This is a genomic window from Amycolatopsis cihanbeyliensis, assembly GCF_006715045.1.
In the GTDB taxonomy this organism is placed as follows: Bacteria; Actinomycetota; Actinomycetes; order Mycobacteriales; family Pseudonocardiaceae; genus Amycolatopsis; species Amycolatopsis cihanbeyliensis.
Genome location: NZ_VFML01000001.1, coordinates 4386491 through 4400190, shown reverse-complemented (window position 1 = coordinate 4400190; position 13700 = coordinate 4386491). Strand labels below are relative to the sequence as shown.

Here is a 13700-nt window from a genome sequence, read left to right as displayed (position 1 = left end):
AGCCTCAGCGGGGGAGGAACGCCTCCGGGAAGATCCGCAACTCCGGTTCGTCGGCGCGCAGGGTCGCGGTCTGCCGGGAACCGCGGTCGCCGAACTCCGCGAAGCCGGTGAAGTCGGACAACTCGTGGTAGTCGACGAAGTCCTGCAGGCTCGGGATCTGGATCCGCACCTGTTCGCGCGGCTCCTCCGAGGGTTCCTTCGAGGACGGCGGCGGGGCGCTACGGGCGACCGGGCGTTCGGCCTCGGTCCTCGCGGCGGGGGTCGGTTCCCGCCGGGGCGCGGGCTTCGGCTCGACGGCGGGCTTCGGGCTGGGCTCGGTGTCGGCACCGGCGTCCCGGGACACCGGTGTGGGTTTCGGCGGGATCTCGATCACCGGCGCGGGCGTGGTGGTCGTCGGTTGCGCCCGGCCGTCCGAGGCGTCGGCGGGGGTGTCGCGGTCGTGGCCGGTTCCGTAGACACCGCTGACCAGCACCACGAACATGAGCGCGCCTGCCGCCCAGGCGACCACCCCGGCGCGGCCGAGTTCGCGGGGCCTGGAGACGGGCTCGAACCAGTCGGCAGGCTGGTGGTCCGCGGCGACCGGCCAGGTCTCCGCGGGGCCGTCCGGCTCCATCGTGGCAAGGGGAGCGCGTTGCCCGGAGAGGCTGGCAGCGAGGATGCCGGTGCGATCGCGCACCTCGGCGACGGAACCGGCGTCCTCCGCCCCGCTGCGCGGCCTGTTTCGCGGGACCGTGCGCGCCATCAGCTACCTCCATCGACGTGCGCCGCCAACCGCCGGCAGGCACTCCGTCCGCCGGCGCCTTTGTTGATCAGGCACCGCGAACTGCCCGGTCGAGCCGTTTCGAGTGTTCCCCATGCCACCGGACGTGATCACCCTTGACACCGCGACCGCATCCGGTTACTAAATGCTGTTTACCGGCTACCGACGCGCTTGTCACTACCGCGCGGCCGAGCTGAAACAATAATCGACTCGATAGAGTGAACATCCGCGCACCGAGTCAACTTTCGGTCGGACTCCTCCGCCTCCGGTGCGGCGATCACTCCCCCGAGAGGCGCACCCTGCGGAGTAACTGGGCGTTCAGCGCCACCACGATCGTGGACAGGCTCATCACGACGGCGCCCACCGCTGGTGGCAGCACGAACCCGACCGAGGCGAGCACGCCGGCCGCCAGCGGGACGGCCGCCAGGTTGTACCCGGCCGCCCAACCGAGGTTCTGCCACATCTTCCGGTAGCTGGCAACGGAAAGCCTGCGGGCGGCGAGCACCCCGCGCGGGTCGTCGGACACCAGCACCACACCCGCCGACTCGATCGCCACATCCGTGCCCGCACCGATCGCGATACCGACATCGGCCCTGGCGAGCGCGGGCGCGTCGTTCACCCCGTCACCGACCATGGCCACCCGCTGGCCACGTTCCTGCAACCGCGCCACGGCCGAATCCTTGTCCTGCGGCAGCACCTCGGCGAACACCTCGTCCACCCCGAGCTCGGCGGCAACCGACTCGGCGACGTTACGGGCATCGCCGGTGATCATCACGACCCGGACGCCCTCGGCATGCAGCGCGTCCACGGCCTGCCTCGACTCCGGCCGGATCTCGTCGGCCAACGCCAGCGCGCCGATCACGCCACCGTCCCGCAGGACGTGCAACACGGTCGCACCCCGGTCGGCGAGTGCCCTGGTGCGCCGGTCGAGCTCCGCGGGAGGTTCGACCTCGTAGTGCCGCAGCAGTGAAGGACCGCCGACCGCGATCTCCTTTCCGTCCACTGTGGCTACTACGCCACGTCCGGTCAACGAGCGGAACCCCGTTGCCCGCGGCAGCTTCATCCGCTCGCTCGCCGCGTCCACAATGGCCGCCGCGAGTGGATGTTCCGAATCGTGCTCGGCCGCGGCCGCCAGCCCCAGCACGGTGTCCTCGTCGGCCCGGCCGGTGGCCAGCACCTCGCTCACCGCGGGGCGTCCCCTGGTGAGGGTGCCGGTCTTGTCGAAAAGCACCGTGTCCACCGTGCGCATCCGCTCCAGCGCCAGCCGGTCGGTGACCAGGATGCCCGCACGGGCCGAGATACCGGTGGAGATCGCGATCACCAGCGGGATCGCCAGCCCGAGGGCGTGCGGGCAGGCGATCACCAGCACGGTGACCGTGCGCTCGACGGCATCGGTGGCGCCCCCGAGCAAGGACCAGACCACGTAGGTGAGCACCCCGGCCAGCAGGGCGAACCAGAACAGCAGTGCGGCGGCCCGGTCGGCCAGCGCCTGGGCCCGCGAGCGGGAGCCCTGGGCATCCGCGACCAGCCGCTGGATCCCGGCCAGCGCGGTGTCCTCGCCGACCGCGTCCACCCGGATCCGTATCGCCGAGTCGGTGGCCACGGTGCCGGCGACCACCTGGTCGCCCTCGGCCCTGCGCACCGTGCCCGACTCGCCGGTGACCATGGACTCGTCCAGCTCGGCCGCGCCCTCGGCCACGGTCCCGTCGGCGGGCACCCGCCCACCGGAGCGGACCAGCACGACGTCCCCGACCCGCAGCTCGTCCAGCGTCACCGTGCGCACCTCGCCACCGTCCTCGACGCGTTCGGCGTCGTCCGGCAGCAGCTCGGCAAGGGCCTCCAGGGCCCCGGATGCCTGGCCGAGGGCGCGCATTTCCAGCCAGTGCCCGAGCAGCATGATCACGACCAGCAGCGCGAGCTCCCACCAGAAGTCCAGCCGGAGCCCGCCGACCCCGAGCGAGGTGAGGCCGCTGGCGATGAACGCCACGCTGATCGCCAGCGCGACCAGTGTCATCATCCCCGGCTGCCGCTGGCGCAGCTCGCCCACCGCGCCGGAGAGGAACGGCCAGCCACCGTAGAGGAAGACGACCGTGCCCAGGACCGGAGCGACCCAGCCCGCCCAGGGCGGGATGTGGTACCCGAGCAGGTCGGCAACCATGTGGCTGCCCGCGACCACCGGCACGGAAAGGCCGAGGCTCAACCAGAAGCGGTCCCGGAAGACCGCGGCGTGGTCACCGTGCTCGTGTTCGTGCTGCCCGGTTTCGTGTCCGGCGTGCGTGTCCATCACGCCGCCTACCATACCCCTAGAGGGTATGTTGGCAACTCGGCGAACGCGTCGACGCCCGCGGCGGTGAGTCCACCGCCGCGGGCGTCGCGCCTGGTCAGCTCACCTGGCCGCCGGTCCGCTCGGCGATCCACCCGGTGTAGGAGGTCACATCGGTGTAGATGCCGGGGAGCTCGGGGCAGCTCGCGGTCTGCCCCCGGCTGGTGGCGCCGACCAGCACCCACCTGCCGCCGCCGCGGACCACGGCGGGACCGCCGGAGTCGCCGTAGCAGGAGCTGCCTTCACCGCCCTTGTTGTCCATGCACAGCTCACTGTCCGGGTCGAACCCGCGGCCGCAGCGGCCGTCGGCGGCGATCGTGGTGTCCAGCTGCTGCAGCGTGACCGGCGCCTGCCCGCAGCCACGGGTGGGGCAGGTCAGCCCCCAGCCGAGTTCCCTGACCTCGGTACCCGGCGCGGGAGAGCTGCCGATCTCGATCGGCTCCGCGGCCACCGGTGCGGCCAACCGCGCCAGCGCGATGTCGTACTGCCCCGGCCCGCTCCAGGACCAGTTCTCGTGCGGGATGAACTCGGCCACCTCGGCGACCTCACCGCCGCTGGTGCGGTCGGTGGTACCGATCCGGTACTGCCACCGCGAGGGGTCCACGGCGCTGTCGGTGGACGGATCGGTCACGCAGTGCGCGGCGGTCACCAGCCACTGAGCACTGATCAGCGAGGCGCCGCAGTTGTGCCGACCATCCCTGGTCTGCATACCCGCCATGAAGCCGTAGGTCTCGGTCGCGTCCACGCCGCCCACGATGAACGGCTGCACCCCGGAGTCCCGCTCGGCGGCGGTGGCGGGGGCCACCAGGCCAAGGGTCATGGCTGAGCCGGCCAGCAGGGCCGCGGCGAGCGCACGCTTGCGCATCCGGTCTCTCCTTCCCGCCGGCGACGATCACCGGCGTCCCCGAAAGAGTGAGCGAGCCGGGACACCCGGTCACCAGACGAAAGTCGGTGCCCGTTCCCATCGCACGCACGTTCACACCACATCCCCCGGGCGGGGGGTGTGCTCACCCCGGCGACAAAACCCGATAGCGGAACTAGTCATGCGGAGTACAAATAAACCGGCACGACAACCAGAAATTAACAATACCCGAAATGGCCTTGTGGCGGGCAACACACAACTGTAACCTACCAGCTGGTAGGTATACCCTGCGAAACATCTGTGACCAAAGTTGTATTCGTATCTGCTCGTCATGCAGGAGATTTCCATGCTGAATGGTTCACGCAAGAGATCAAGACCCTGGCACCGGCTCGCGGCGACCTGCGGGGCCGCGGTACTGGTCAGTGGCCTGCTGAGTGCCGGAACGGCCGCCGCCGCGCCGGTCGTCTTCAACTACGATGTCACCGGTGGCACGGCGCAGGTGGAGAAACTCGATTCCACCGTCGAGCTGGGCCATGGCAGCCTGTCCGCACACATCGACGTGGTGTCCGGTGAATTCGTCGCCGACCTCGACATGGAGACGGCGCACGGCGAGTTCACCGTATTCGGTTTCGTTCCGGTGAGCGCCGACCTCGATTTGATCCCGCAAGGCCAGACCACCGGAACAATTGATGGCGGATCCGTGACGGCGGAGGCGGAAGTCACCCTGAAACTGAGCAATGTGAAGATTGCGGGAGTGCCCGCGTTCATCGGGGACAACTGCCGGACGAAGACCCCGGCCACGGTTTCCCTGACCTCCGCCCCCGGCTTCAACCCGCTGGTCGGCGGCGACCTGCTCAGCACGTTCACCATCCCGAAGTTCAGTGGTTGCAAGGTACTCACCGTCATCCCGTGGGTCGCCGACCTCGCGCTGGACGCCCTGATCGCCGGCCCGGACAACGACCTGAAACTCACCCTCGCTTGGGCCAACTGACCGGCCGCCGGGGCGCGCCCGGCGCGCCCCGGCCTCAGCGGGGCACCAGCTCGGTGATCCTCCAGCGGCCGTCCACGCGCTCGGCGTCCACGCTCAGCGCCGCCCCGGTGGCGCTGCTCTTGCCGGTGTCCACCCTGGTGGCCGTCTGGTCGAGGAACGCCAGCAGGTGCGCACGGGAGGAGTCGAGGGTCCGCACCCCGCTGACCGAAACCGTGGTGGACAGCACCAGCTTCTGCTCGGGCGCCTTCGCCCGAACCTGCCCGAACAGCAGGTCGTAGTCCTCAACGGCGGAACCCGCGAGCACGTCCTGCGCCGCCCGCTCGGTGGCCGCCATATCGTCATAGGAGTAGGAGAAGATCCGCTCCAACGCCTCGCCGACCTGCCCGCTCACCTCGGTGGTCAGGCCGGTGTCCACCAGGGCGGCGTTGCCGCCCGCGCCGCCGGAGGCCACGGACCGCGCCTCGACGAGGAACCAGGACCCGAGCCCCACCAGCACCGCCGCGGCCAGCACCAGCAACACCGGCGTACCGGGTCTACGCCGCCATGGTCGCCATCGCCGCAATCGCCGTAGTCTCGACATCGACACTCCTCACTCGCCACCCACGCCGACCGCGCTCAGCGCACTCAACTTCCAGCCGTCGTCGGTGCGGCTCAGCTCGACCCGGAACCGGTTACGCCGCACCGCGGGCTCGGCGCCCTCCCTGGTCACGGTGATCTCCGCGGCGGCGATCACCGTGGCGGCGCCCGCCCGCTGGTCCAACTCGGTGACCGCGGCGTCCACCACCTTCCCGCGGGTGGAGGTCTTCGCGCCGGTGATCCGTTCCCTGGTCCGCTGGGCGTCCTGTACCAGGCTGTCCCGCAACGCACCGGTCGCCGAGTCGCGCCACCGGCTCATACCCTCCTCGAACCGGGTGTGGTCCATGGTGGTGAGGTTGGTGACACCCTGCTCGCCGACCCGCAACACCTCGTCTCGTGCCTGCGCGTAGCCACCGGCTTGCTCGGCGGCCCGCCACCAGGAGACCCCGAACCACCCCGCGTAGCCGAGCGAGGCGACCACCAGCACCAACGCGAGAATGGTGCCCGGCCGCGGTCGCCGCCGGGTGCGGACCGGTTCGCGTTCCTCCCCCGGCACCTCGGCATCGGTGGTTTCCGTCGGTTCGGCGGTACTGGTCACCGTCCACCTCGCAGCAGATCAACCCCGAGCAGCTGGCTCAGGCTGCCCGGATCGGGCGCGGGTGCTCCTTTCGGTGCGCGCTGCGAACCCCGGACCGAGCTCGGATGCCCGTACGGCAGGGTGCAGCGCGCCTGCGTGTTCACCTCCGGCGCGGGCGAGGTGTCGGTGCCCGGCCGGTACACCGTGTCCTCGTACCCCCGGATACACGGCTCGGGTTCGAAGAAGCGCAGCACGGAGGCGAACCGGGCCTCCCCGTCCGCACCGACCACCTCGCCGGTCGCGTCGAGCGCGAGCGGGTAGTAGACCAGCAGTTGCTCGGTGGCGTCGGTCCTGGTCTCGAAGATCATCGAGGGGGTCAGCAGGTTCGCCAGCACCAGCCCGAGACCCCGCCCGGACTCGGCCAGTAGCGCGCTGGTCTCCTCGGCGACCGGCGGGGTGGCGCCGATCAGCCTGCGCAGGTCGCCGTCGGAGCGCTTGAACTGGTCGGCGAGCAACCGCAGGTCCCGGCTGAACGAGTCGATCGCGGGCGACTGCTCCACCTGCGTGTTCAGCACCGTGCGCGCGTCAGTGATCAGCCTGCTGGTCTGCGGCAGGTGTTCCACGGCCGTGCGGGTGAACGCGTCCGCGCTGTCCAGCAGCCGACCGAGGTCGGGCCCGGTGCCCTGGAAGGCTTCCCCCGCCTCGCGCACGACGGTACGCAGCGATTCCAGCGGCACCGAGGCGACCATGTTGTCCAACGTGGACATCACTTGTTCGACCGGTAGCGGGAGGCTGGTCCGGTCCTGCTCGATCACCGAGCCCTCGGTGAGGAACGGCCCTTCCGCCGACCGCGGGCGCAGGTCGAGGTACTGCTCTCCCACGGCGGAGCGGTTGGTCACCACGGCCTCGGTATCCGCCGGGATGGGTGGGGCCGAGTCCTCGATGTACAGGTCGGCCTCGATCCCCTCGTCGGCAAGCCGCATCGGGCCGACCCGCCCGACCTGCACCCCGCGGTAGGTGACCTCACCGTTGGTGAACAGCCCGCCCGAGGAGGCCAGCCGCACCTGCACCACCATCCCGCTGCCGCCGAACATCCGGTCCAGCCCGGCATAGCTGTACCCGACGTAGCTCACACCGACCAGCGCCACCAGCACGAACACGACGACCTGGAGCTGTACCTTGCGGGTGATCATTTCTCGCCCCCTGGCAACGCGGGTGAATCCATCGGACGGAGCGGAACGACCGGACCCCCTGGCTCGCCGGGCTCGGTGGGTTCACCGGCGGGTACCGCGGCGTCGAGGTCGACGAACACGTTCCCGTAGTCGCCCTGGAACATCTCCATCGCCGAGTCCGGGAACGGGAAGGTCAGCAACATCTCGAAGGCCTCGGGCAGGTCCTTGCCGGCATCGGCGAGGTTGCGCAGGATGGGTGCCAGCCGCTCGAGGTCGGCCACCATGTCCGCGCCCGCCTCGTCGATCGTGTCCACCGCGACCTCGGACAGCGCGTCCAGCGAGCGCAACATGGTCACCAGCGACTCACGTTGCCGCGCCAGGATCTCCACCCCGGGTTCCAGGTCGCGCAACACCTCGTCGATCCGCTCGCGCTGCCCGGCAAGGGTCGCCGAGAGCCGGTTGACCCCCTCCAGCGCCCTGGTGATCTCGTGCCGGTGCGTGTCCAGCTGACCCACGAACGTATCCATATTGGACAGCAAGGCACGGATACCGGCCTCGTTGCCGTCCAGCGCGTTGTTCAGCTCGCTGGTGATCTGCTGCATCTGCCCGACGCCGCCCCCGTTGAGCAGCAGGGAGAGCGCGCCGAAGACCTCCTCGACCTCGGCGTTGCGATTGCTGCGTTCCAGCGGGATCAGCGCGCCATCGGTGAGCTTCCCGGTCCCGCCGCCGGCGGGCTCGCTCAGCTCGACGAACTTCTCCCCGAGCAGGCTGGACTGCCGCACACTCGCGCGGGCGTTGGCGGGCAGCTCGACCGACCCGTTCACCGACACGGTCACCCGCGCCGTCCAGTCCCGCGGCGCGACCTCGATCCGGTCCACCCTGCCGACCGGGACGTCGTTCACCTTGACCCCGGCCTGCGGTACGAGGTCGAGCACGTTGGCGAACTCGATGGTCACCTGGTACGGCTGCTCGCCGAGGTCGGCCCCGCCGGGTAGCGGCAGCGCGTAGATCCCGTTGAACCCTCCGGCGCCGCAGCCGGAAAGTGAGAACGCGGCCAGCACGGCCACTGCGAGCACCCGGCCACGCATCAGTGCTTGTTCCTGAACGCGCGGCACGACCGGCTCGGCCGGGCTCGGACTTCATTCACGAATGTCACCTCCGCGGGTGGTGCGCCCGGCCTCCCCGTTCGTGGGCCGTCGCCGCGCGCGTTCTTCCGGTCGCCTCGAGCGGCCAGCTCCTGTCCAAGGGCCATCTCTCAGGACCCTCCCGTGCTGTAGGCGGGCCCGACCGGGGGCAGCGGCAGGGCCGGCGCGCCCTCCGGCGCACCGGACTCCCGCTGGGACTGCGGCCACCACTCCAGCAGCAGGGTCCGCGAATCCAGGGTCCGCCGCTGCGGGTTGTAGCCCTGGTAGAAGTTCTCCACCGCGTTCGGCGCGGTATCCAGCGCCTCGGCCAGCGAGTCCCGCTGGTCGACCAGTACCTGAGTGATCTCCACCAGTTTGTCTACATTGGATTTAATCTGCCCCCGGTTGTCCTTGATGAACCCGCGAACCGACTCCAGCGCCGTGGCGAGCTCGCCCACCGCGGCGCCGAGCTCGGTGCGTTCGCCGCTGAGGAAGGCGGAGATATCGGCCAGCTGCCCGGCGAACTCGACCACCTGGTCGTCGTTACCGGCCAACATGCTGGTGAACTCCTGCAGCCCGGACACCGTGCCGAACAGCTCGTCCCGGGTGCCGGCGAGTGTCCGGTTGGCCGCGGCGAGCTTGCCGATGGTGTCGTTGACCAGCTTCCCGTTGCCCGCCGCGTTCTCCGCGAGCGTGTCCAGCAGGTCCGACAGCGCGCCCTCGGAGTTCGCCCCATCCGGGCCGAGTGCACCGGCCAGCTCGTCCAGGCTGGCGAACAGCTCGTCCAGCTCCGCCGGGGTGACCGTGCGCTCGGCCGGGATCACCGCGCCCGAGTCCAGTTTCGGGCCCTGCGTGTACACCGGAACGAACTGCACGTACCGGTCGCTGACCAGGCTCGGCGCCACCACCGCGGCCGAGGCACCCTCCGGGATGGCCACGTCCGAGTCCACCGCGAGTTCCACCCGGACCTGCTGCCCCTCCGGGATCACCTCCTCCACCGTGCCCACCGGGATGCCCAGCACCCGCACGGTCGAGCCGGGGTAGAGGCCCACCGCCGCGGTGAAGTACGCGGTGAAGCGCTGCTGCCCGCCCGGGCTGATGATCAGCACGGTCGCCGCGGCCAGCAGCACGGCGAGCACGGTCAGGGTGATGCCCGCACGCAGGCCCTTGCGCGTTCCGGCCGGGCTCATCGCGGTCCTCCTTGCGGGAACGGCTCCTTCGGCGGGGCACAGGGCTCACCCTCCGGCGGCTCGATCAGCCCGCACAGGTAGGTGTCGATCCACCGGCCGTTCCCCATGGTGTTGCCGATCAGCCGGTAGTACGGCCCGGCCAGCGCCAGGCTGCGGTTCAGCTCGTCCTGGTTGCGTTGCAGTACGGCGTTCACTCGGTCCAGCTGCTCCAGCGCCGGGCGCAGCCGCGCGGAGTTGTCCGCGACCAGCCCACGTAGCTGCGCGGAGAGTTCGCGCGTTCCGGACAGCAGCTCGCTGATCGACTCCTTGCGCGCGCGGAGCTCCGCCAGCAGCAGATTGCCGTCGGAGAGCAGTTGCCGCACCGAGTCCTTGCGGTCGGCGAAGGTGCGGGAGACCTTGCGCGTGTTCTCCAGCAGCTTGGCAAGCTCGGCGTCCCGGGAGGCGATCGTCTCGGAAAGCGCGGACAGTCCCTCCAGCGCCGATCGCACGTGCGGCGGGGAGTCCGCGAAGGTCTCGGTGAGCACCCGCATCGACTTCGCCAGCCGGTCGGTGTCGATATCACCGACGGTGGCGGAAAGCTGGTCGAAGACCTCGTTGATGTCGAAGGGGGTGGTGGTCCGTTCCAGCGGGATGGGCTCGTCCGGGTCCTGCCGCGCGCTGCCCTGCGGGTCGATCGCGAGGTACTTCGACCCCAGCAGGGTCTTGATCCCGATCTCGGCCGTGGTGCGGTCGCCGACCCAGGCATCGTCCACCCGGAAGGCGACCTTCACGTGGTCGCCCTCCAGTTCCACCTCGGTGACCGTGCCGACCTTCACCCCGGCGGCCCGGACCTCGGTACTCGCGGTGAGGCCCGCCGCCTCCCTGAAGTGCGCGGTGTAGGTGGTGCCGCCGCCGATGATCGGCAGGTCCTCGGAGTAGAAGGTGACCAGCGCGATCAGGCTGAGCAGCACGATGCTCAGCACGCCGATGGTGGCCTGGTTCCGTTCCTGGAAGCTCTTCATCGGTAGCACCTCGGCTCGGTGCGCGGGATTCCGGCCAGTGGCAGCGGCGAGTTCGCCGCTGCCGGCGAGGTGGTCGCCTCGCACAGGAAGAAGTTCATCCACGAGCCGTAGGAGGACATTCTCGTCACCGACTCCATCTTCACCGGGAGGTTCCGCAACGCGGCATCGACGATCTCCTCGTTGTCGGCGAGGTTCTTGGACAGCCTGCCGAGCTCGGTGATGCTCGACCGGAGCGCGGGGCGACCGTCCGCGAGCAGCCCGGCGGTGGAGTCGGCGAGGTCGCCGAGCGAGGTGATCGCCGCACCGACCGGCTCACGGTCCGCGGCCAGCCCGGAAACGAACCGTTGCACGGTGTCCAGCAGGGAGGACAGCTCCCCGCCGCGGGCGTTCACCGTGTCCAGCACCTGGTTCAGGTTGCCGATCACCTCGCCGATCACCTCGTCCTTGCCCGCGATGGTGGAGGTCAGCGAGGCGGTGTGCCGCAGCAGGCTGTCCACCGTGCTGCCCTCGCCCTGGAACACCTGGATCAGCTCGTAGGACAGCTTGTTCACGTCCTGCGGGGACAGTGCCTGGAACAGCGGGCGGAAACCGTTGAACAGCAGGGTCAGATCCAGCGCGGGGCTGGTGCGCTCCAGCGGGATCTCCCCACCCGGCGGGAGTGTCCCGTCCAGCTCACCCGCCCCCCGCTCCAGCGCGATGTAACGCTGCCCGAGCATGTTGCGGTACTTCAGGCCCGCCGTCACCGAGGCGGGCAGGACGCGCTCGGCGTCCACCGAGAACTCCACCCTGGCCAGCCGCCGGTCGATCAGCTCGATGCGTTCCACCTCGCCGACCCGCACCCCGCCCACGCGCACGTCGTCCCCTTCCACGAGCGAGGTGACGTCGGTGAACCGCGCGGAGTAGGCGTGCGATGACCGGAAGTCGGTGTTCGCGATCGACATCGCAAGCAAACCGGTACTGAGCAGGGTGACCGCGGCGAACACGGTCAACTTGACCAGCGGGGCAACCAGATCCCTCATTCGAACTCCACCTCCGTCCCGCGCAGCAGCGGGCCGACCAGCAGGCCGCTCCACTCCGGCACCTCGGCCGGCCGCACGCCGAGCGTGGGTGCCAGCACGGCGGCGAGGAAGTTCCGTTCCTGCGGGGAGTTCGCCGCCCCCATCTCAGAGTCCATCATGGACAGTGCGGGGATCTCGGCCGGGGGCTCGTCGCCACCCGAGCCATAGCAACGGGGTCCGCGCTTGTCGTCGTAACGCGGGTCGTCGGCGCCCGGATGGTACTGCCCCCGGTCCGGCACGAACCGGAGCTTCACGTGCAGGCCGGGCTTGTCGGTCCCCTTGCCGAAGGTCTTCTCCAGCCTGGGGATCAGGTCGGTGACCGAGTCCAGCATGCAGGCGTACTGCGGGGCGTACCGGGCCAGCACGTCCAGGGTGGGCCGGGCGGAGGCGGAAAGCCGGATCAGGGTGTCCTTGTTCCGCTCGAGGAACCCGGTGACATCCTTGGTCGCCACGGTGAGCGTGCGGTAGAGGGCATCCAGGTTCGCCCGCTGCTCCACCACGGTCCTGCTGGTCACCGTAAGGTCGGAGAGGGCATGCATGAAGTCGCCCGCGGCGCCGTCGTAGGTGTCCGAGACATCGGCGAAGGCGGTGATGTCCGCTTTGATCTCGGGGAGTTGCGGGTTCAGCTCACCGAGATAGTTGCCGACCCGGACCAGCGTGTCGCCGAGCGGTTCCCCGCGCCCCTCCAGCGCACGGGCGAGCGCGTTCAAGGTGCTCGCCAGCTCGGCGGGTTCCACCGAACGCAGCAGGGGCAGCAGGTTGTTCAGCACCCGTTCCAGCTCGATCGAGGCGGCCGAGCGGTCCTGGCCGATCACGTCCCCCGCCGAGAGCGAGGTGGGTGCCGGGTTCTCCGGCTCGACCAGGCTCACGTACCGCTCCCCGAACAGGGTCTTCGGCAGCAGCCGGGCGGAGACGTTGCGCGGTACCTTGTCGATCAGCTCGGGGTCCATGGCCAGCTCGAGCTCCGCGGCGTCGCCATGACTGTCCACGGCACGCACCGAGCCGACGATCAGCCCGCGCATCTTCACGTCCGCGTGCGCCTGGAGCTGGTTGCCGACCTGGTCGGCGCGCAGCGTCACCGGTACGTCGGTGCTGAAAACGTCGCGGTAGATCGCGATGGTGAGCCAGAGGAACACCGCCACGATCACCAGGTACACCACGCCGAGCACGCGCAGCCCCGGGCTGCGGAACCGCTCTTCCGGGCTGTGCCCTCGGTGCCCGGTCATCCCGCGATCCTCACCGTCGTGGTGGTCCCCCAGATCGCCAGGCTGAGGAAGAAGTCGAGCACCGCGATGGTCACGATCGCCGAGCGCACCGCGCGGCCGACCGCCACCCCGACCCCGGCGGGGCCGCCCGCCGCGCGGTAGCCGTAGTAGCAGTGCGCCAGGATGATCACCACGCTGAACACCAGCACCTTGACGAAGGACCAGACCACGTCCTCCGGGGGTAGGAACAAGGTGAAGTAGTGGTCGTAGGTTCCGGTGGACTGCCCGTAGAACTCCACCGTGATCGTGCGCGCGGCGAGGTAGGAGGTGAGCAGTCCGATCACGTACAGCGGGATGATCGCGATGAACCCGGCGATGATCCGGGTGGTCACCAGGAAGGGCAGGCTCGGCACGCCCATCACCTCCAGCGCGTCGATCTCCTCGGAGATACGCATCGCGCCGAGCTGCGCGGTGAACCCGGAGCCCACCGTGGCCGACAGCGCGAGCCCGGCCACCAGCGGCGCGATCTCCCGCGTGTTGAAGTACGCGGAGAGGAACCCGGCGAAGGCCGAGGTGCCGACCTGGTTCAGCGCGGAGAAGCCCTGCAGGCCGACCACCGTGCCGGTGAACACGGAAAGGCCGACCATGACGCCGATCGTGCCGCCGATCACGGCGAGGGCCCCGGTGCCGAAGCTGACCTCGGCCAGTAGCCGCACCACTTCCCTGTAGTACCGGTGCAGGGTGCGCGGCACCCACAGCAGCGCGCGCAGGTAAAAGGAGAGCTGGTCCCCGAGCCGGCCGAGCGGGTCCAGCGACCGGTCCATGCGTCCACGCTGCTTCAGTCCCGTGTGTGCCATCAGG

The 13700-nt window shown here is 69.9% G+C and carries 13 protein-coding genes; 1 reads left to right on the top strand and 12 read right to left on the bottom strand.

The window, feature by feature from the left end:
- Positions 1-4: 4 nt before the first annotated feature.
- The 3 genes from FB471_RS19975 to FB471_RS19965 all read right to left on the bottom strand — a co-directional run bounded on the left by FB471_RS19975 (position 5) and on the right by FB471_RS19965 (position 3948).
- On the bottom strand, positions 5-742 hold the full coding sequence (locus tag FB471_RS19975) for a hypothetical protein (protein ID WP_141999946.1): 738 nt from the start codon (positions 740-742) through the stop codon (positions 5-7).
- A gap of 295 nt (positions 743-1037) precedes the next feature.
- Positions 1038-3044 carry a heavy metal translocating P-type ATPase gene (locus FB471_RS19970; protein ID WP_142002196.1) on the bottom strand — a complete coding sequence of 669 codons (2007 nt, stop codon included), beginning with the start codon at positions 3042-3044 and terminating at the stop codon, positions 1038-1040.
- 97 nt (positions 3045-3141) lie between these two features.
- Entirely contained in the window at positions 3142-3948 is an 807-nt protein-coding gene (locus tag FB471_RS19965; protein ID WP_141999945.1) for a S1 family peptidase, read from the bottom strand.
- 343 nt (positions 3949-4291) lie between these two features.
- Here FB471_RS19965 and FB471_RS19960 point away from each other — a divergent pair, with 343 nt between their 5' ends.
- Positions 4292-4936, top strand: coding sequence for a hypothetical protein (locus FB471_RS19960; protein WP_141999944.1), 645 nt, complete (start codon positions 4292-4294; stop codon positions 4934-4936).
- A 34-nt stretch (positions 4937-4970) separates the two neighbouring features.
- Here the strand turns inward: FB471_RS19960 and FB471_RS19955 are convergent, their stop codons facing one another.
- The 9 genes from FB471_RS19955 to FB471_RS19915 all read right to left on the bottom strand — a co-directional run bounded on the left by FB471_RS19955 (position 4971) and on the right by FB471_RS19915 (position 13663).
- Positions 4971-5516, bottom strand: a complete 546-nt coding sequence (locus tag FB471_RS19955; RefSeq protein ID WP_141999943.1) for a nuclear transport factor 2 family protein — start codon at positions 5514-5516, stop codon at positions 4971-4973.
- 9 nt (positions 5517-5525) lie between these two features.
- On the bottom strand, positions 5526-6110 hold the full coding sequence (locus FB471_RS19950; protein WP_211358073.1) for a hypothetical protein: 585 nt from the start codon (positions 6108-6110) through the stop codon (positions 5526-5528).
- Positions 6107-7282, bottom strand: a complete 1176-nt coding sequence (locus tag FB471_RS19945) for an MCE family protein (protein WP_141999942.1) — start codon at positions 7280-7282, stop codon at positions 6107-6109. Before FB471_RS19945 ends, FB471_RS19950 begins: the two co-directional genes overlap by 4 nt.
- A complete protein-coding gene (locus FB471_RS19940) occupies positions 7279-8349 on the bottom strand; it encodes an MCE family protein (protein WP_142002192.1) in 1071 nt (356 codons plus the stop codon). The genes FB471_RS19945 and FB471_RS19940 overlap by 4 nt, the downstream gene beginning before the upstream one ends.
- Positions 8350-8516: 167 nt before the next feature.
- Positions 8517-9575, bottom strand: coding sequence for an MCE family protein (locus FB471_RS19935; RefSeq protein WP_141999941.1), 1059 nt, complete (start codon positions 9573-9575; stop codon positions 8517-8519).
- Positions 9572-10576: an MCE family protein gene (locus FB471_RS19930; RefSeq protein WP_141999940.1), complete on the bottom strand. Its 1005-nt coding sequence runs from the start codon at positions 10574-10576 to the stop codon at positions 9572-9574. Before FB471_RS19930 ends, FB471_RS19935 begins: the two co-directional genes overlap by 4 nt.
- On the bottom strand, positions 10573-11595 hold the full coding sequence (locus FB471_RS19925) for an MCE family protein (protein ID WP_141999939.1): 1023 nt from the start codon (positions 11593-11595) through the stop codon (positions 10573-10575). Before FB471_RS19925 ends, FB471_RS19930 begins: the two co-directional genes overlap by 4 nt.
- On the bottom strand, positions 11592-12860 hold the full coding sequence (locus FB471_RS19920; protein WP_141999938.1) for an MCE family protein: 1269 nt from the start codon (positions 12858-12860) through the stop codon (positions 11592-11594). Before FB471_RS19920 ends, FB471_RS19925 begins: the two co-directional genes overlap by 4 nt.
- The gene (locus tag FB471_RS19915) at positions 12857-13663 is read right to left on the bottom strand and encodes an MlaE family ABC transporter permease (protein WP_246076492.1); all 807 of its coding nucleotides are present in this window, start codon (positions 13661-13663) and stop codon (positions 12857-12859) included. Before FB471_RS19915 ends, FB471_RS19920 begins: the two co-directional genes overlap by 4 nt.
- Positions 13664-13700: the final 37 nt, after the last annotated feature.